17 protein-coding genes and 1 pseudogene are annotated in these 17,753 nt (G+C 41.1%); 14 read left to right on the top strand and 4 right to left on the bottom strand.

Annotated features, from left to right (window positions below):
• The first annotated feature begins 5 nt into the window (after window positions 1-5).
• The 4 genes from FD44_RS05845 to FD44_RS05830 all read left to right on the top strand — a co-directional run bounded on the left by FD44_RS05845 (window position 6) and on the right by FD44_RS05830 (window position 4,468).
• Window positions 6-890, top strand: coding sequence for a LysR family transcriptional regulator (locus tag FD44_RS05845; protein ID WP_010619227.1), 885 nt, complete (start codon window positions 6-8; stop codon window positions 888-890).
• Window positions 891-1,168: 278 nt separating this feature from the next.
• Window positions 1,169-2,098: an L-lactate dehydrogenase gene (locus FD44_RS05840; protein ID WP_010619228.1), complete on the top strand. Its 930-nt coding sequence runs from the start codon at window positions 1,169-1,171 to the stop codon at window positions 2,096-2,098.
• A gap of 95 nt (window positions 2,099-2,193) precedes the next feature.
• Complete coding sequence (locus FD44_RS05835; RefSeq protein WP_010619229.1) at window positions 2,194-3,615, top strand: anion permease; 1,422 nt, start codon at window positions 2,194-2,196, stop codon at window positions 3,613-3,615.
• Window positions 3,616-3,682: 67 nt separating this feature from the next.
• On the top strand, window positions 3,683-4,468 hold the full coding sequence (locus tag FD44_RS05830; protein WP_010619230.1) for an alpha/beta fold hydrolase: 786 nt from the start codon (window positions 3,683-3,685) through the stop codon (window positions 4,466-4,468).
• Between the two features lie 43 nt (window positions 4,469-4,511).
• On the opposite strand, the pseudogene FD44_RS05825 reads toward FD44_RS05830, so the two are convergent.
• Window positions 4,512-5,458, bottom strand: a pseudogene (locus tag FD44_RS05825) (sugar-binding transcriptional regulator).
• A 200-nt stretch (window positions 5,459-5,658) separates the two neighbouring features.
• Between FD44_RS05825 and FD44_RS05820 the strand changes: the two are divergent.
• The 6 genes from FD44_RS05820 (at window position 5,659) to citG (ending at window position 11,063) form a co-directional block, all read left to right on the top strand.
• Window positions 5,659-6,825: an NAD(P)-dependent malic enzyme gene (locus FD44_RS05820; RefSeq protein WP_010619232.1), complete on the top strand. Its 1,167-nt coding sequence runs from the start codon at window positions 5,659-5,661 to the stop codon at window positions 6,823-6,825.
• 6 nt (window positions 6,826-6,831) lie between these two features.
• Window positions 6,832-7,125, top strand: a complete 294-nt coding sequence (gene citD, locus FD44_RS05815; RefSeq protein WP_010619233.1) for a citrate lyase acyl carrier protein — start codon at window positions 6,832-6,834, stop codon at window positions 7,123-7,125.
• 1 nt (window position 7,126) lies between these two features.
• Window positions 7,127-8,041, top strand: a complete 915-nt coding sequence (gene citE, locus FD44_RS05810) for a citrate (pro-3S)-lyase subunit beta (RefSeq protein WP_010619234.1) — start codon at window positions 7,127-7,129, stop codon at window positions 8,039-8,041.
• Window positions 8,031-9,569 carry a citrate lyase subunit alpha gene (gene citF, locus FD44_RS05805; protein WP_010619235.1) on the top strand — a complete coding sequence of 513 codons (1,539 nt, stop codon included), beginning with the start codon at window positions 8,031-8,033 and terminating at the stop codon, window positions 9,567-9,569. The genes citE and citF overlap by 11 nt, the downstream gene beginning before the upstream one ends.
• A gap of 69 nt (window positions 9,570-9,638) precedes the next feature.
• Window positions 9,639-10,184 (top strand): citrate lyase holo-[acyl-carrier protein] synthase, encoded by a 546-nt coding sequence (gene citX, locus FD44_RS05800; protein ID WP_010619236.1) that lies wholly within the window; start codon window positions 9,639-9,641, stop codon window positions 10,182-10,184.
• A gap of 12 nt (window positions 10,185-10,196) precedes the next feature.
• Window positions 10,197-11,063, top strand: a complete 867-nt coding sequence (citG, locus tag FD44_RS05795; protein ID WP_010619237.1) for a triphosphoribosyl-dephospho-CoA synthase CitG — start codon at window positions 10,197-10,199, stop codon at window positions 11,061-11,063.
• 39 nt (window positions 11,064-11,102) lie between these two features.
• Here the strand turns inward: citG and citC are convergent, their stop codons facing one another.
• The gene (gene citC, locus FD44_RS05790) at window positions 11,103-12,149 is read right to left on the bottom strand and encodes a [citrate (pro-3S)-lyase] ligase (protein ID WP_010619238.1); all 1,047 of its coding nucleotides are present in this window, start codon (window positions 12,147-12,149) and stop codon (window positions 11,103-11,105) included.
• A 131-nt stretch (window positions 12,150-12,280) separates the two neighbouring features.
• Between citC and FD44_RS05785 the strand changes: the two genes are divergently transcribed.
• Entirely contained in the window at window positions 12,281-13,102 is an 822-nt protein-coding gene (locus tag FD44_RS05785) for an oxidoreductase (RefSeq protein WP_010619239.1), read from the top strand.
• Window positions 13,103-13,127: 25 nt separating this feature from the next.
• On the opposite strand, the gene FD44_RS05780 is transcribed toward FD44_RS05785, so the two are convergent.
• Window positions 13,128-14,321, bottom strand: a complete 1,194-nt coding sequence (locus FD44_RS05780) for an MFS transporter (RefSeq protein WP_050899307.1) — start codon at window positions 14,319-14,321, stop codon at window positions 13,128-13,130.
• 144 nt (window positions 14,322-14,465) lie between these two features.
• Here FD44_RS05780 and FD44_RS05775 point away from each other — a divergent pair, with 144 nt between their 5' ends.
• Window positions 14,466-14,843, top strand: coding sequence for a winged helix-turn-helix transcriptional regulator (locus FD44_RS05775; RefSeq protein ID WP_010619241.1), 378 nt, complete (start codon window positions 14,466-14,468; stop codon window positions 14,841-14,843).
• A 28-nt stretch (window positions 14,844-14,871) separates the two neighbouring features.
• On the opposite strand, the gene FD44_RS05770 is transcribed toward FD44_RS05775, so the two are convergent.
• Complete coding sequence (locus tag FD44_RS05770) at window positions 14,872-15,966, bottom strand: glycerol dehydrogenase (RefSeq protein ID WP_010619242.1); 1,095 nt, start codon at window positions 15,964-15,966, stop codon at window positions 14,872-14,874.
• Between the two features lie 153 nt (window positions 15,967-16,119).
• Here FD44_RS05770 and FD44_RS05765 point away from each other — a divergent pair, with 153 nt between their 5' ends.
• The gene (locus FD44_RS05765; RefSeq protein WP_010619243.1) at window positions 16,120-16,686 is read left to right on the top strand and encodes a nucleotidyltransferase family protein; all 567 of its coding nucleotides are present in this window, start codon (window positions 16,120-16,122) and stop codon (window positions 16,684-16,686) included.
• A gap of 13 nt (window positions 16,687-16,699) precedes the next feature.
• Window positions 16,700-17,689, top strand: coding sequence for a UDP-glucose 4-epimerase GalE (gene galE, locus FD44_RS05760; protein WP_010619244.1), 990 nt, complete (start codon window positions 16,700-16,702; stop codon window positions 17,687-17,689).
• The last annotated feature ends 64 nt before the right edge of the window (window positions 17,690-17,753 follow it).

Here is a 17,753-nt window from a genome sequence, read left to right as displayed (position 1 = left end):
TACCGATGAATACACGAGATCTTGAGTACTTTATGGCGTTAGTAGAATTTCGAAAATATACGCGGGTTGCTGCGGCTTTTTCGGTGTCCCAACCTTCCGTAACTCAAGCAATTCAGCGGTTAGAACGCGAATTTGGTGTTAGTTTGGTAGAACAGGACCGGGTTCATCAGCAAACCATCATTACCCGAGCTGGACGGTTGCTCTATAAAAATGCCCAGCATATACAAGAGAATTTAAATTTGGCGCACCTTGAAATTGAGGATGCAAAACAAGAAAAGATTAAATTTGGATTACCGCCAATAATTGGCACTCTTTATTTCCCCCAAATTGCGGGCAAACTGCTGCAAGAGGGAATTCTTCAAAAAACGAGTGTTAATGAAACTGGTTCTGGTAAATTACTATCTGATTTAAGAAAGGGCGATATTGATATCGCCCTTTTAGGCTCTGTTCGACCAATCAATTATGATGACGTTACTGCGATTCATTTGGGAAGTCGGCCATTCAATATTATCGCGAGTCCTGATAATCCGATATCGAGGAAAAAGCAGATTGCCTTTTCTGAATTAAAGGATGAGAAATTTATTGGACTAGATGGTAAATATGTCCACCCAATCGCTTTTAAGGCATTTAGTGAGTTTGCTGGAATTAGCCCAGAAACAATATATAGTACGCCGGATATCGCTTGGGTAAAGAGTTTAGTAGAGGCCAATTTAGGAATCAGTCTAATCGTGAAAGATGTTGTTAACACTGATGATCGATTGGTGACGATACCAGTTAGTGACCCAGTGCCTGAGCGGTTCAACATTTCAATCGTCATTAGAAAAGGCTATCCACTGACCGAGTTGGAAGATCAATTCATTAATGTGATGAGTGAAATGCAAATAGATTAGTTACTTAGTAGTCACCTAAAAATTGTTGATTAGGTGGCTATTTATTTTGGTCGCAGCAACTAGTGAACAAATTATCAAAAAAATTCTGAGTTTAGGATTTATAATTAATAAATGAAAACGTTTTTTTATAAATTAATCAATCATATTTTTAAAATATATCAAAAAATAGATTAAAATTTTAAAAAGTTAAACATTTTTGTGAAAAACCTGTTATACTTTATGTGATATTAAAAGCAAATAAACTGCTTTTATAGTATATATGTTAGGAGAGTGCTTATATGTCAGAAAGTAATCGTAAGGTCGTTTTAGTTGGCGATGGAGCTGTTGGCTCATCATTTGCGTTTTCATTACTACAAAATGTCAGCGCGACTGAACTCGTTATTGTTGATATAAAAAAAGATCATACTGAAGGGGATGCCTTGGATTTAGAGGATGTCACACCTTTTGCTGGTCCTGCTAAGATTCACACTGGGGAGTATGAAGATGCAGCCGATGCAGATATCGTTGTGATTACTGCAGGAATTCCCCGCAAACCAGGTGAAAGTCGCTTAGACTTAGTAAATAAGAATACGAAGATTCTCGATTCAATCGTTCAGCCAGTTGTAAAGAGCGGGTTTGATGGGTGCTTCGTTGTTTCAGCTAACCCAGTGGATATTTTAACCACGATCACTCAGAGACTTTCTGGATTTCCTAAGGAACGGGTTATTGGAACGGGTACTTCTTTAGACTCCGCAAGGTTACAAGTAGCGCTTGCCCACAAATTAAATGTGGATGTCAATGAAGTTAACGCTTATGTCTTTGGTGAACACGGTGATAGTTCGTTTGCTAATTACGATGAAGCAACGGTTTCAGGTAAACCACTTAGCGAATACTCTGCGTTAAGTGCAGACAGCCTCGCCGAAATTGAAGAAAGCGTCAAGAAAAAGGGCGGTCAAATCATTGGATTGAAGGGCGCAACTTTCTACGGCGTCGCAATGAGTTTGTCTAAGATTTGTAAGGCAATTTTGAATAATGAAGATGTTGCACTTCCAATTTCCGCACCATTAACTGGTGAATATGGAATCAACGATTTATATTTAGGTACTTTAGCAATTATTGATGGCAACGGAATTCAACAAGTTATTGAGGTTCCTTTATCAGAAGAGGAGTCACATAAGATGACGAATTCTGCTGAAAAGATGAACGAAGTGTTAATGGCAGTTAAATAAGTTAAAAAAATAAAAAATTTGAAGATGCATGTTAAATAAGTAACAAGTGCTTAAATGCTTTACTAAATAAAACAAAAAATCAGGGAGTGAAAATCATGTCACAACTTTCAAAAGTTGATTACAAAAAGTTTATTTTGCCCGTTGTTGTTGGCTTAATAATCTGGTTTGCATCACCAATTAAACCGGCTAGCGTTTCAATGGCTGGTTGGCATATCTTAGCAATTTTCGTTGCAACTATCTTGGGCTGTATTACTCAGCCGCTACCCATTGCGGGAGTATCACTAATAGGAATTACGCTAACAATTCTATTCGGAATTGTTCCATTAGATGATGCGATGTTGGCATTTGGTAATGGAACGGTTTGGATGATCGCGATGGCTTACATTCTATCTCGTGGTTTTATCAAAACTGGTTTTGGTAAAAGAATTGGACTTACATTCGTTAAATTGTTTGGTAAGAGGACGCTTGGCTTGGCCTATGCACTAATGGGTGTCGATTTAGTTCTTTCACCAGCTACTCCAAGTAATACAGCACGTTCTGGAGGAATTGTTCTTCCTATTATTGACTCAATTGCTGATTCATTTGGCTCTCATGCAAATGATGGTACTGGTCGAAAAATTGGTTCGTTTTTAGTTTATACGGCCTTTCATGGTAACGTCATTGATAGTGCTATTTTCTTAACAGCGATGGCGCCAAACCTTGTATCCGTTGCTTTAGCAACTGCTTTCCATGTTCACATTACGTGGTTCAGCTGGCTTGCAGCAAGTATTGTTCCTGGTATTCTTAGCTTCCTGATTGTGCCATTTATTATTTATAAAATGTATCCACCAGAAATTAAAGATACGCCAAATGCAAAGCAATGGGCTGAAGATGAATTAGCCAAAATGGGAAAGATGTCGTTAGCTGAAAAGTTGATGGCTGGTATTTTCGTCATTGCGCTTGTTCTTTGGATTTTATCTAGCTTCATTGGTATGGAAGCAACCCTGGTTGCCTTTATCGCTGTTTCACTTCTTCTTTTAACAGGAGTCATTACGATTAATGATGTCCTAAATGAAAAAGGGGCCTGGAACGTTGTTGTTTGGTTCTCAATTTTAATTTTCATGGCTAACGAATTAACTAAACTTGGTTTTATTCCTTGGTTATCACATACGATTGCGACTTCACTTCACGGCTTAAGTTGGGGACTTGTTTTAGCAATTCTCTGTGTATTCTATTTCTACATTCACTACCTATTTGCTAGTGGAACTGCACATGTTTCCGCTATGTATGGTGCTTTGCTGGGTGTTGCGATTGCAGCTGGTGCGCCAGCTACAATGTCAGCACTAATGCTTGGCTACACGGCTTCACTATTTAGTTCAACCACTCATTACGCTAGTGGTTCAGCCTCAGCAATGTTTGGTTCAGGATTTATTGACCAAAAAGACTGGTGGAAGATGAACTTTATTTTAGGGATTGTTTATCTGATTATTTGGATCGGATTTGGATCACTTTGGATGAAGATTATAGGTCTCTGGTAAAATAGAAAGCAGTCCGGATTATGCGGACTGCTTTTTTAGAATCAATAATAAGAATTGGAGAATAAGCATGAAGTTTGTGACAAGCGACAATGTCAGATTAGACTACACTGATGAAGGAACAGGACAACCAATTGTGCTTTTATCGGGACTTGGCAGTTATAAGGAAATTTGGAATTTAACTAAAAGGTTCCTTCTGCAAAATGGATATCGCGTTATTTGTTTGGATGAACGAAATCAAGGAAGTTCTGAGCATACGATTCATGGTCGTAGAATTAGCCGACACGGAATGGATCTAAATGAACTGATGAGTCATTTACAAATTAAACAGTTTGTTGGTGTGGGAAATTCAATGGGTGCCGCAACGTTATTTTCCTACGTTTCGCTAGTGGGAACCGCAAAGCTTGCTGCATTAATTGATATTGATCAAAGTCCCAAGATGATCAGCGATGACACCTGGAAATTTGGCTTTAAGGGACTTGGCTGGGCTGATTACCCCCAGGCGTTAAAGTTGCCACTCGATAAAGCAAACGTCAATCCAGTAGATGATGAAACGTATGAGCTAGTAAACAAGGCGAGGGAAGCCCACCCTTATGACCGCGAACTCAATTTTCCATTACGCGTGGATCATACGGCGCAAGATTGGCGTGATGTCGTCCAATCACTTGATGTGCCATTTTTAGTCATGGCTGGTGAAAACTCACCTTACTTTGATGCAAAATTTGCTGAAGTGACTGCAAGCATTGCAAAGAAAGGCGAGTCAACGGTTATTGGAAACTGTGGGCATCTGGTCATGGTTGAGCAACCGAATGAATTTAACCAACGGCTTTTAAAATTTTTAAATGAAAATAGTTAAAAAATAATCCTTCCGGTGTGCTTACCACTCGGAAGGATTATTTTTATGCATTCATTTCTACCAAGACTCGGTTGGCAACTGCTTCATTTGTAACGAAGTCCGTGAGTAGTCCACCACGTAAGGCACCTAAAGTGCGCGACCCTTGAAGCGGCTCTTTACGATTCCGATTCTAGAAGGAACTGCCAAGATTGTATCAATTGAGGCACCGAAGAATTTATCATTACCCGATGTCAATAAATTTCCATCAATATCAAATGGGCGGCCATAGAGCATTCCAGCAACCTGACTTAAATCAATTCCTTTGAAAATTTCTTGCTTATGTTGGCGCCATGTCGCAATTGAATCAATGGATGCCATTGTGCCAATACCACTGAAAATTAAATCCATTTTTGACATCATATTAAAGGCGGGAATAAGAGCGGGCTCAGTTGCGAGAGATTTCCGCACATCATCGTTTAAAATGTAGAGCGGTCCGGGAACCGTTAAGTACTTTGCACCAAATTTAGCGGCCGCTTTTTGAACAAGGGGTGTTGATCCAGACGCAGAATCATATTTCAGGTTGTCACCCATAAATTGAGTGAATATGAGGTCATCTTTTACTTTGGGCTGAATATGATTGATGGTGCTTAAAACCGTTCCACCCCATGAAACACCGATAATTCGGTTTTGATTAATCTTTTCTTCAATTGTTTCGGCTGCAAATTCGACGATGTTCTCGTTATCTTCATCCGATGTGTCTGAATCCTTAATAATAAAGGCATTTTGGAGATTAAACATTTTTTTGAATTTGGCTTCTAGTTCAAGATTTCGATCAATGGGGGCATTGATGTTAATTTTTACAAGACCACTTTCAAGGGCATCATCTAATGCCTTGGTAATTAAATAGCGGCTTAAATTATATTTCTTTGAAATTTCTGCAATTGTGAGCTTCGATAAGTAGTAATCTCGCGCAACGTTAGCTAATTGTTCACGATCCTTAGCTGTGGCCATTGTGACACCTCCGATAAATAAATATTAGTTACCTCAATCATACACCAAATGTGAATCGAGTTGGAATAACTAAAAAGATTTTTTAAAATTATAAAAAAATAAATGAAAATTTGAAAAATATTAAAAATAGTTGTACACTTAAGACGTTGAGAAGATTGAATATAAATGAGCAAATACATTAAATTGAAAGGGATGTTGTGATGACAGAAGCTGATGATATTTTACGACTGCATGAAAAGTATACGGGTGTCTTAGACATAAAGTCAGACCTTGGCGTGCATTCCAAAGAAGATTTAGGGAAGGCGTATACTCCCGGTGTTTCTATTATTTCAAAATTAATTTATCAACATCCAGAGTTAAAGAGTAAGTACACAATGAGCGGAAAACTGGTTGCATTAATTACAGATGGATCAGCTGTTTTGGGACTTGGTAATATTGGACCAGCTGCTGGTCTACCTGTTGTCGAAGGTAAAGCATTGCTATACAAGGATTTGGCAAATATCAATGCAATTCCAATCGCAGTTGAGCAAAAATCAGCTGATGAGATAGTTGAAACGATTAAGAATGTGTCACTATCGTTTGCTGGAATTCATTTGGAAGATATTGCAGCTCCTAAATGTTTTGAAATTGAAGAAAAGCTCAAAAAAGAACTGGATATTCCAGTTTATCATGATGATCAAGAAGGGACTGCTATCGTAGTTCTAGCCGGTCTCATTAACGCCTTAAAGGTTGTTAACAAAAAACCAGAAGACGTGAAAATTGTTGTAAATGGCGTTGGGGCTTCTGGCCTAGCAACTGCAAACCTACTTTGGGCAGTTGGGTATCAACGCATTACCTTAGTCGATATTCACGGGGTTGTGACAAGCAAGGATGACCAATATAACAAGTATCAAACAGATGCCGCACGAACATTTGGAACTCCGGATGAATTAAAAGGTCAGCAGTTAAGTGACGTTATCGGAGGCCAGGATGTCTTTATCGGTCTTTCTGATGCCAACGTATTGACTAAAGAAGACGTTCAGCAAATGAATGATGATCCTATCATTTTTGCATTGGCTAATCCAGTGCCAGAAATTGACCCACAAGTTGGTAGGGATGCCGGCGCAAAGATTGTTGCAACGGGTTCCAGCGAATACCCTAATCAAGTGAATAATATTTTAGCATTTCCAGGTTTGTTTAAAGGATTATTGGCTAGTGGCTTGAAGCAAGTTGATTTCAATTTGCAAAAGATTGTCGCTGAAGCATTAGCAGATATTTTGCGCCATCCTGGTGCGGAAGAGATTATTCCGAGCGTTTTTGATGAACGAGTGGTCGGCGGCGTAAGCAATGCCTTAATAAACTATGCAAAAGATACAAGGAAGGAATGAGTATTGATGGACATAAAAAGTACAGCAATCGCAGGAACACTAGAATCTTCAGATATTCAAATTACAATTTCTAAGGGTTCAAATGGTGTTGAAATTGAATTGGATTCAGATGTAAAGAAACAATTTGGTGATCAAATTGAAAAAGTGATTACGGAAACACTGAATCAATTTGGCCTAACTGATGCAAAGATTAAGGCGGTTGATAAGGGAGCGCTTGATTGTGTCGTAAAAGCAAGAACACTTGCAGCAGCACAACGCGCCACTGATACAGTTGATCAACCAGCTTGGGAGGTATTGTAAAATGGCAGAAACTGAAGAACGGTTACGCCGTACGATGATGTTTGTTCCTGGTAATAATCCAGCTATGGTTAAAGATGCTGGAATTTACGGAGCAGATTCAATTATGTTTGATCTTGAAGATGCCGTTTCAATGACGGAAAAGGATGCTGCTAGAGTTTTGGTCTATGAATCATTAAAGACCCAGGACTATGGGGATGCTGAATTAGTCGTTCGGGTTAATGGCCAAGATACTGAGTACTATCACAACGATGTTATTGCAATGGTTAAGGCGGGAATAGACGTTATCCGTTTGCCAAAGGTTGAATCGGCTGACATGATCAAAACTTTGGTCAAAGATGTTGAAGCAGCTGAAAAGCAGGTTGGACGAGAAGTTGGCTCAACGCACGTTATGGCAGCTATCGAAAGTGCAAAGGGTGTTTTAAACGTTGCTGAAATTGCGGCTGCTTCTAACCGCATGATTGGGGTTGCTTTATCAGCCGAAGATTATACAACTGATATGAAGACTCACCGTTATCCAGATGGTGCAGAGCTTGAATTTTCCCGAAACATGGTCTTACATGCAGCTCGTGCTGCTGGAATTGCTGCCTTTGATACTGTATTTACAAATATGGATGATACTGATGGCTTCTACCGTGAGACGCGTTATATCCATCAACTTGGATTTGACGGTAAGTCACTCGTTAACCCACGCCAAATTGCGATGGTTAATGATGTTTATCAACCAACTGAAAAAGAAATTGAAAATGCCAAGAACGTTATCAATGCCATTGAAGAAGCCAAAGTTAAGGGTTCAGGTGTTATTTCAATGAACGGTCAAATGGTTGACCGTCCAGTTGTTCTTCGTGCCCAACGAGTTATGATGCTTGCTAAAGCATCAAACTTACTTGATGAGGAGGGAAACTACATTGAAAAATAGTGTAAATCGAGAGATACCTGATGATTTAATGAAGAAGTATGATTACGAGGGCTTCAAGACAACCGAAATCGGAAATCCTGAAATTCAACGCGTTGCGCCAAAAGTACACGTATCAACTGGTGATAATAAAGTCGTTGACTCAATCAAAGATGTTGTAAAAGAAACGGTTAAAGATGGCATGACAATCTCATTTCATCACCACTTTAGAAATGGTGACTTCGTCTTTAACGAAGTTATGAGAGAAGTTATCGATTTAGGTATTAAAGACTTAACTCTTGCCCCATCATCTTTGACTGGTGTCATGAATGATATGGTTATTGAAGCAATTAAGGCCGGTACAATCACAAACATCACTAGCTCAGGGATGCGTGGGTCACTAGGTGATTTCGTTTCTCATGGTGGATTGAAAAAACCAGTTATTTTCCGTTCTCATGGTAATCGAGCTCGGGCAATTGAACACGGTGATATCAAGATTGATGTTGCTTTCTTAGGCGTTCCAAATGCCGACAAGTTGGGTAATGCTAATGGTATGGAAGGTGACGCCGTATTTGGATCACTTGGTTATGCCTTAATGGATGCACAATATGCCGACAAAGTTGTTCTATTGACCGACAATATTAAATCATATCCAAATACACCTGCCTCAATCAAGCAAACGCAAGTTGATTACGTTGTGAAGGTTGATAAAGTTGGGGATCCCGACAAAATTGGTTCTGGTGCAACGCGTTTCACCAAGGATCCTAAGGAACTTAAGATTGCATCCACAGTTAACGATGTCATTGTTAATTCACCATACTTCAAGGATGGATTCTCATTCCAAACTGGTTCCGGTGGTGCCGCATTGGCTGTAACTCGATACTTACGTCAGGCAATGATTGATAATAAAATTAAAGCATCATTTGCATTAGGTGGGATTACAAAGCCAACCACTGATTTGCTAAAAGAGGGTCTTATTGACCGTATTATGGACGTTCAAGACTTCGATAAGGGTGCCGCTGAATCAATGCACACAAACCCTAAGCAACAAGAAATCGATGCTTCTTGGTATGCTGATCCTGATAATAAGGGTGCTATGGTTGATCAATTGGACGTTGTAATCTTAAGTGCACTTGAAATTGATACGAAGTTTAACGTCAACGTCATGTCCGGTTCAGATGGTGTTATCCGTGGTGCAATTGGTGGACATCAAGACGCTGCTACGGGTAAGTTAACGATTATTTCAGCACCGTTAGTTCGTGGTCGAATTGCGACGATTGTTCCCGATGTAACCACAGTTGTTACACCCGGAGATTCAGTTGATGTTTTAGTGACTGAATATGGAATCGCAATTAACCCTAAACGCCAAGATTTAGTAAAGGCTTTAAGTTCACTTCCTGGTGTTCCTGTTTATCATATTGAAGATCTTCAAAAGATGGCTGAAGCCAAAGTTGGTAAGCCAAAGCCTTTGGAATTCACTGATAGAACAGTTGCACTAATTGAATATCGTGATGGTTCATTGATTGACGCGATTCGCGAAGTCAAAGATTAGGATGAGTTATAATGAAGGAGCATCGTTTAAAAACGATGCTCCTTTTTTAGAGAAAGGTGGTCCAAGACCATGGAATCAATTTTTAACGATGGTGATGCGCAAAGTATTGAAGAAATGTTAGCTAGTCGTGATGAACGGGTAGCCTATCAGAATAAAATTGTAGCTGAGAATCCACATAAAACCCTATTAGCAATTAAATTAAATATTCCAGGGCCAATTAAAAATAATCAAAAGATTGATCAACTATTTTCGACGGGACTGAAGAAATTTTTAAATGAGTTGGAAATCAATGACTTTCGTTTTAGTTTACTAAAGCAAACGGCCAAGCCCTCAGGGAGTGAAGCCTTTTTACTTGTTGAAAATGACATTAAAAAGACCAAACTAGAGGCAATTCACTTTGAAGATGAGGATCCGCTTGGTCGTCTATTTGACATTGACGTCTTAGGAAATGATCAACAAGCCGCACTGTCTCGAGTAAGTTTAAACTTACCCGTTCGTAAGTGTTTCATTTGTAGTCGGCCTGCGAAGGATTGTGCAAGATCTCGCCGGCATTCTGTTGCAGAATTGCAAGATAAAATTAGTCAGCTTTATTATTTAGAATTAGAAAACAAGTGAGGATTAGCATAAATGAAAGAGTCGAAAGCCGTGGAAACTTCATATAATCAAATCGTTTCCGATGCCTTACGCTCATTATTATATGAAGTGAGTGTCCACCCTAAACCAGGATTGGTGGATCCAATTTCTCCGGGGCCCCATCCTGATATGACAGTTTTTACGTTTATTGATAGTTCCGTTAGTCTACGAAATTACTTTGCTGCATGTGTGAAAGAAGGACAAGTATTTACTGGTTCTGATTTGAAAGCTTTATTTAAAAATATCCGCCCGATTGGGGTAGAAGCTGAAAAGGTCATGTTTCAAGCGACGCATGGCGTAAATACGCATAAAGGCGCGGTGTTCTCATTAGGAATCCTGACGACGGCAGAGGCCTATCGTCTATCCAGTGAGTCTGATGAATCGCTAATGAACATTGTTCGTGAGATGCTTCATGGCTTAACCGATAACGATTTTAAGAACGTACATCGTAAGACAAGGGATGAGTTAACTGCTGGTGAACGTGAGTATTTAGACTATGGTGTAAAGGGAATTCGTGGTGAAGCGGAAGCGGGATTCCCCGTTGTGATGACGTATGCACTCCCCATTTTAGAGCGGTCAACTGCGCCAATTAATGAAAGTTTACTGGATGTGTTAATGAGTATAGTAGGTCATTCTATTGATACCAATTTGATTAAACGAGCTGGGTCAGTTGATATTATTGACTGGGTAAAAGCGCAAGCAACTCAATATTTCAAATTGGGCGGAAGTGCAACACCACAAGGGATGAGATTTCTTGAAGAATTGAATCAGATTTTTCTAGCAAAAAATTTAAGTCTCGGTGGATCAGCGGATTTATTGATTTTGACAATATTCATGGGACTTAGAAAAAACATTATCTAATTTAAAAACCATTCCAGCATATTTTTACTGGAATGGTTTTTAATAGTGAATAACGTGTTGACTCTGTTGAATTCTCTCAATAATCTGTTTTCCTTCGTCTGTTTCAAGAAAGTTAAAAGTAGATTGAGGAACCATTGGCCGAACAGCTTCAAGATCCGAGTCCTTTATAGCCTGACGAATTTTCGAGGCACTTACAACGTTATCTTTTACTGCTAACCGTGGAACGATGTGGCAATCAATATTTGCCTTTGATAAATCAGTTTTCATAACTTCATTATAGATACCAGTAACTTGACTGAAAGGCTCTTCACCAACGTACCGACTATTGATACCGAGGGTTTGCGCGATTTTAATGAATAGCTGAATGTCTAAACTAGCCTGGGTCTTGATGACAAGTTCGTCATCCTTTAAGAAGTAACTTGGGAAGGTCGAGCTACTAATCATGTACGAGCCGGTTTCATGGTAAATAATATTATCAAATTGTGCGGTTCCTTCTTTGACAAGCCTTTCCCTAACAGAGAATGGGAACAAGCTGCTGTCCTGGCTAACGATAAATAAATGAACCAAATCGTTTTCTTCGCAGGCTTTTCTAACGAGGTATTGATGGCCTAATGAAAACGGATTGGCATTAATAACGACTCCAGCGACGCGTTGATAGTGTTGCTCAGATTTAGTTAATTGACTTAAGTAGTCGGAAAAACCGGATGATTCATTTTCCAGGAATACTAATTTATCGGCGACCCTAGCAATTTCAGTAAAACCTAAGTCTTGAAAAAACTTTGCCGATTTTACCTTAGTGTAGACAAAAATGTGCGAGTTCCCGCGTTGGAATTGAAAGCTCATCAAATGGGTGACTAATTTGTTCATTAGACCCTCGCCCTGATGGTTGTGATCAACTGCCAGGCAGCGCAAGCTACTTTTAAAGCAGCTTCCGGTCCCCACCAAATTGTCGGTTTCGTCGAAGATGCCACATGTATAATCTAAATTTTGATCGCGATTGATGCCTTCCTGATGGAGCAAGGAATCAACGGCCCGATTCTTCTTTTTATCGGTTGCGTATATTTTTGAGATGGAATAAGTGCTCACGTTTATTTTTCCTCCAGTGATTTTATATTTCAAAGGATATCTAGTAATAATTATACAACTAATAGAACTGTTTAAATTAGACATTTGCAGTACAATTAACGCATCAAGCAAACCCAAGGAGGTTTTCAACCATGTCCCAGCCAGTTGTTCTCGTTACAGGTGCCAGTTCCGGAATTGGTGAAAGTACCGCAATCAAGTTAGCCGCACAAGGTGCCATCGCTTATGGTGCTGCAAGGCACGTCGATAAGATGCAAAAGTTAGCTGATTTGGGGATTCACGTGTTGCACTTAGATGTGACCGATGATGACTCTGCCAGATCGACGATTGATCAAATTTTGGAAGAACAGGGACGGATTGATATTTTAATCAACAATGCCGGCTATGGGTCATATGGCGCGGTTGAAGATGTTCCAATTGAAGAAGCTCGCCATCAATTAGACGTGAACGTGCTCGGGGTCGCTAGGCTTACCAAATTGGTTTTGCCAAGCATGCGATACCAGCGGTCGGGTAAGATTATCAATATCGCCTCAATGGGTGGCAAAATGTGGACACCATTTGGCGCTTACTACCATGCAACTAAATACGCCCTTGAGGGATTCTCTGACGCGCTCCGCTTGGAGGTCGAACCATTTGGCATCAAAGTGGTTGTGATCGAACCAGGGGCAATTGAGTCAAACTGGAGTAACATTGCGCTGGATAACCTGCGCAAAACTTCGGGGAACGGTCCATACGCTGAGGCGGTTGCCCAGCAGATTAAAAAACTTGGTAGCGTTTATAGCCATAACCCATTGCTCACCAAATCGGTGACCCTTGGACGAAAGATTGGGCGGGTCGCATTATCGGCTAAACCACGCACGCGCTACTTAACAGGATTGGGCGCAAAGCCAGCTGTTTTTTTGGCAAAGGTGTTGCCGAATCGCGTGTTTGATAAGTTGAGTAGAAGATTTATGTAAAAAAGAACTCCCAGCGGGGGGTCTTTTAGTTTATTTCCCTTTTCACCACCCCAATCAACCTACCATTTATCAAAATTGCCAAAATAACCATAACAATTCCAATCCAAGGGGTTTGAGCCAAGCCGAAGTGAGCGGTAACTTGACCACCAAGCAATGAACCGAGGGCAATTCCAATGTTGAAGGCGGAAATGTTGAGGGCAGAGGCCATTGTAACGGCACTAGGAGCTTCTTTTTCTGCTACCGTGACAATGTAGAGCTGAAGTCCAGGCGCGTTCATGAAGGCAAAGAGCCCCATCAGTAGCACGGCAATTAACCCTAATACAGATTGATTAATGAAGAAACCAATCAACAGCAGAGAGCCGGCTAGACCTGCAAACATTTTGATGAGTGCCTTTTCGGGATGCGAATTTGCCATGCGACCGCCAACCGTGTTGCCAATTGCGACCATGACACCGTATACCAGCAAAAGCCAGACAACGGCAGATGTTGAGTAACCCATGAGCTTTTCGAGAATTGGCGAAATGTAGGTATAAACGGCAAAAGTGCCACCATAACCGAATGCAGTCATTAGCAATGCATAGACAATTTTACGGTTAGAGAAAACAGTCAGGATTCCCTTAATCGAGGTCTTTCCGGGATTGGGTAATCCATTTGGAATTAAAAGTAAGTTTGCAAGGAGGCCAATGGCGCCAATAATGGTTAAAAAAATAAAGGATAATCGCCAGCCTGCCAATTGACCGATGAAGGTACCAAGCGGCACACCAGTGACTGTAGCAACTGTCAAGCCAGTAAACATGATGGCGATGGCACTTGCCCGTCTATCAGGAGTAACGACGTTTGCCGCAATCAATGATGAAATCGTCATAAATATGCCATGGGCTAATGCAGCAACGATTCGCCCAAGCAACACAATCAAAAAACTGGGTGCGAATGCCGCAATTAAGTTTCCTGTTATGAAGAGCAGCATCGTAATCATGAGGAGATTCTTTCTGGGAATGCTGCCAGTCAAAAGGGTCATCAGAGGGGCGCCAACTGTGATGCCAATTGCGTAAATGGAGACGGTCAGGCCAGCAGTTTCAAGTGAAACTGAAAACTGGTTTGCTAATAGAGGTAGAAGACCGACACTAATAAATTCCGTTGATCCAATTGCGAAGGCGCTGATGGCCAAAGCAATCAGGGTACCAACTGAAGTTCGTTTATCGTAAAGGATGTTTGTCATTTTTTGAGAACCTTTCTGAATGGGATTGTTGTTAACCAATTTATTTGCTACAATTGCCCATTATAGAGAGAACGAACTTTGATACAAGTACGCACTATTTAGTTATGTAGGCACTTTTTGGTACCTATGGAAGGAAGCTTAAAAATGAAGACTTACCACATTGGCGTTGAGGCAACTTTGGAAGTTATTGGTGGCAAATGGAAGCCCATTATTCTCTGTCATTTAGGAAATGGACCAATGCGTACCGGCGAACTTCGACGCGCAATTCCACAAATTACACAAAAAATGCTCACGCAGCAATTGCGTGAGCTAGAGGAAAATCAGATTATTTCTCGCAAGGTTTATCAGCAGGTGCCACCAAAGGTCGTTTATGAATTAACGGATTACGGTCGGACGCTGGGTGATTTACTGGTGCGAATGTCAATTTGGGGTGAACAGCGGGTCGCTAAATTAAAAGCGGATCATCAGGATGTGACCCTTCTCAACCCGAAACATGATGGATATGAAATGGCACAAAATTAAAAGACTTCCAACTGGAAGTCTTTTTTTGTTACTTTCTATTCGTTACGTATTTATCTACGGCAACAATGACGTTTGCAACATCTTCCGCAGAAACTTCAAACGGCATTTGATGAATGGTTTCAGTTGGAATCGTTGCTTGTTTACCAACCTTCAACAGATCGTCATAACTAACACCTTCCAAATTAAGATCTTTCAAAGTGGTTGGTAAGCCGAGTGACTGGTTGAAATCAACAAATTTATCGAATTCTTCTTCGGGCACGTTATCGAGCATTAATTCGCAAAGGTAGCCGTACGCAACCTTTTCACCATGCATCAACTTTTCACTTTCGCCAGTTAATGCGGTAAAGCCATCATAAATGGCGTGGGCGGCAGCTAATCCTGAACTTTCGAATCCTAAACCACTGAGTAACGTGTTTGATTCAACAACGGTCTCAAGCGATGAGGTCACAACCTGACCCCTAACAGCAGCGACCGCCTGAGCGCCATGTTTGAACAAATTGTCCGCACAGGTTTGCGCAATTGCGAGGGATGCCAAAGTTGGCGATTCACCGAGCATTGATTTGTTATAACCGCGGGCGACGTCTTGGGCTTCGATGTTAGTGGCCATTGCGTCACCAATTCCGGAAATGAGCATACGGACGGGGGCGTGACTGACCACCTCGGTATCAACAAGGACAAGGTCCGGGTTCTTTGAGTAGAAAGCGTAATTTTTAAATTTACCATCTGGTGTATACATGACGGAAAGGGCGGAACAGGGCGCATCCGTTGAGGCGACCGTTGGTAAAATAGCAACTGGAATCTGCAATTTGTCAGCGATGTTCTTTGCTGAATCCAGGGTTTTACCGCCACCAAGACCAATGATAAAGTCATTTTGGTGCTCCTGGCCAATGCCAACGACTCTGGCAGTTTCTTCATCAGAGGCTTCACCGACAAATGAGACCCGTTTGACAGTGAACTTTTCGGACTCAAGCGTCTCTTTCAACTCTTGACCAACGATTTTATAAACCACGTTGTCGCAAAGAAGTAGCGGACTCTTTCCCAATGGTTCTAGGTATTTCTTGGGATCCTTAAAAACGCCTTTACCTTGAACATAGTGAGCAGGACTTGCAAATTCTCTTGCCATAATGAAGCCTCCTTAAATTGTGAAAACGATTACAATATCATTATAGAGGCTTCACTTATTTATTTCAAATAGGGCGTTAAAGATTAACCTTTTATTCCGAAAATGGATTAGAATGAGGTACAGCAAATAACTAATTATTAAGGGGATAATTAGATGGAAAATTATGAAAGAAAGCTCAAGGCCTGGATAAAGGGAGACACGCAGCTGATGACTGAATTGCGTGCAGTCCAGTCGCTGCATCTAAAACAGGGAATGATTGCAGCGGGCGCAATTCGCCGATTGGCCTGGAACAAGATAACCAATCGACATGTCGAATCAACCGGTGACGTGGACGTTGTTTTTTATGATAAAACGTTAGCGTATGATGACAACCGCAAAATCGAAAAAGAGTTAAGTGAAAGCCTACCGGAAGTTAAGTGGGAAGCAAAGAACGAGGTGTACATGAACACCCATAATTTTGACGATATGGCACCTTTTAAATCAGCGCCAGATGCGTTAGCCCACTTCCCAGAAGCGTGCACTGCGGTGGGTGCTTATTTGGATGATAAAGAGGAAGTTCAATTAGTGGCACCGTTGGGGATAACCGTGCTATTTGACTTGCTCGTCATTCCTAGTCCATCGTTTGCCTGCGACCGAAAGCGGAAAGAGGTATACTTAGATAGGATAAACGAAAAAAACTGGCAGCAAGATTGGCCAGAATTAAAGATTCAACATCACTAGGAGGATTTATTTAATGTCAATACTCGTTACTGGAGGTGCTGGTTACATTGGATCACACACGGTTGACCAGCTTATCGAACAAAATGAAAAAGTTGTGGTGGTTGATAATTTATCAACCGGCCACAAGGCAGCTGTGAATGAAAAGGCCACCTTTTATGAAGGCGACACTCGCGATGAAGCATTTATGGATAGCGTTTTTAAGAATGAATCCATTACGGGCGTCATTCACGTCGCCGCTTTTTCAATCGTACCGGAATCGATGAAAAATCCACTTAAATATTTTGATAATAATACGGTCGGATTCGTGAAGTTGCTTGAATCGATGAATAAAAATAACGTTCGCAACCTGGTCTTTTCTTCAACGGCGGCCGTCTATGGCGAGCCCCGTCAAATTCCGATTAAGGAAAGCGACCCTAAAGTCCCAACCAATCCATATGGGGAAAGCAAACTCCTCATGGAAAAAATCGTTCGTTGGGCAAACGAGGCTTATGGCATTAAATTTGTGGCGCTTCGCTACTTTAACGTCGCGGGTGCTAAGCCCGATGGCAGTATTGGTGAGGACCACAATCCGGAAACGCATTTACTACCTATTATTTTACAGGTGGCAAAGGGTGAGCGGAAGAAGCTCCAAATTTTTGGGGATGACTATCTTACTGAAGATGGCACCAATGTTCGAGATTATGTGCACGTAATGGACGTTGCGCAGGCCCACATATTAGCTATTAAGTACCTTGCAAATGGTGGGATGAGCGATGCCTTCAATTTGGGATCCGCTACCGGATTCTCAAACAAGCAACTTGTTGAGGCAGCCAGAGAAGTCACTGGGACTGAAATACCAGCTGAAATGGCGCCAAGACGACCTGGCGATCCAAGTACGTTGATTGCGGCAAGTGAAAAGGCCCGAACCGAATTGGGTTGGGATCCTCAGTTTGATGATATTAAGAAAACAATTGAAACCGCTTGGGCGTGGACACAAAGCCATCCTAACGGTTACGAAGAATAAAGAAATTAACTAAAAGAAGCAGCTCGGAAATATAATTCCGAAGCTGAAGTGAACCCCCGGTATT

Origin of the sequence: Secundilactobacillus malefermentans DSM 5705 = KCTC 3548 (assembly GCF_001436395.1) — a bacterium.
Lineage (GTDB): Bacteria > Bacillota > Bacilli > Lactobacillales > Lactobacillaceae > Secundilactobacillus > Secundilactobacillus malefermentans.
Note: the sequence above shows the minus strand (reverse complement) of the source record. Positions and strands in the feature narration are given on the sequence as shown.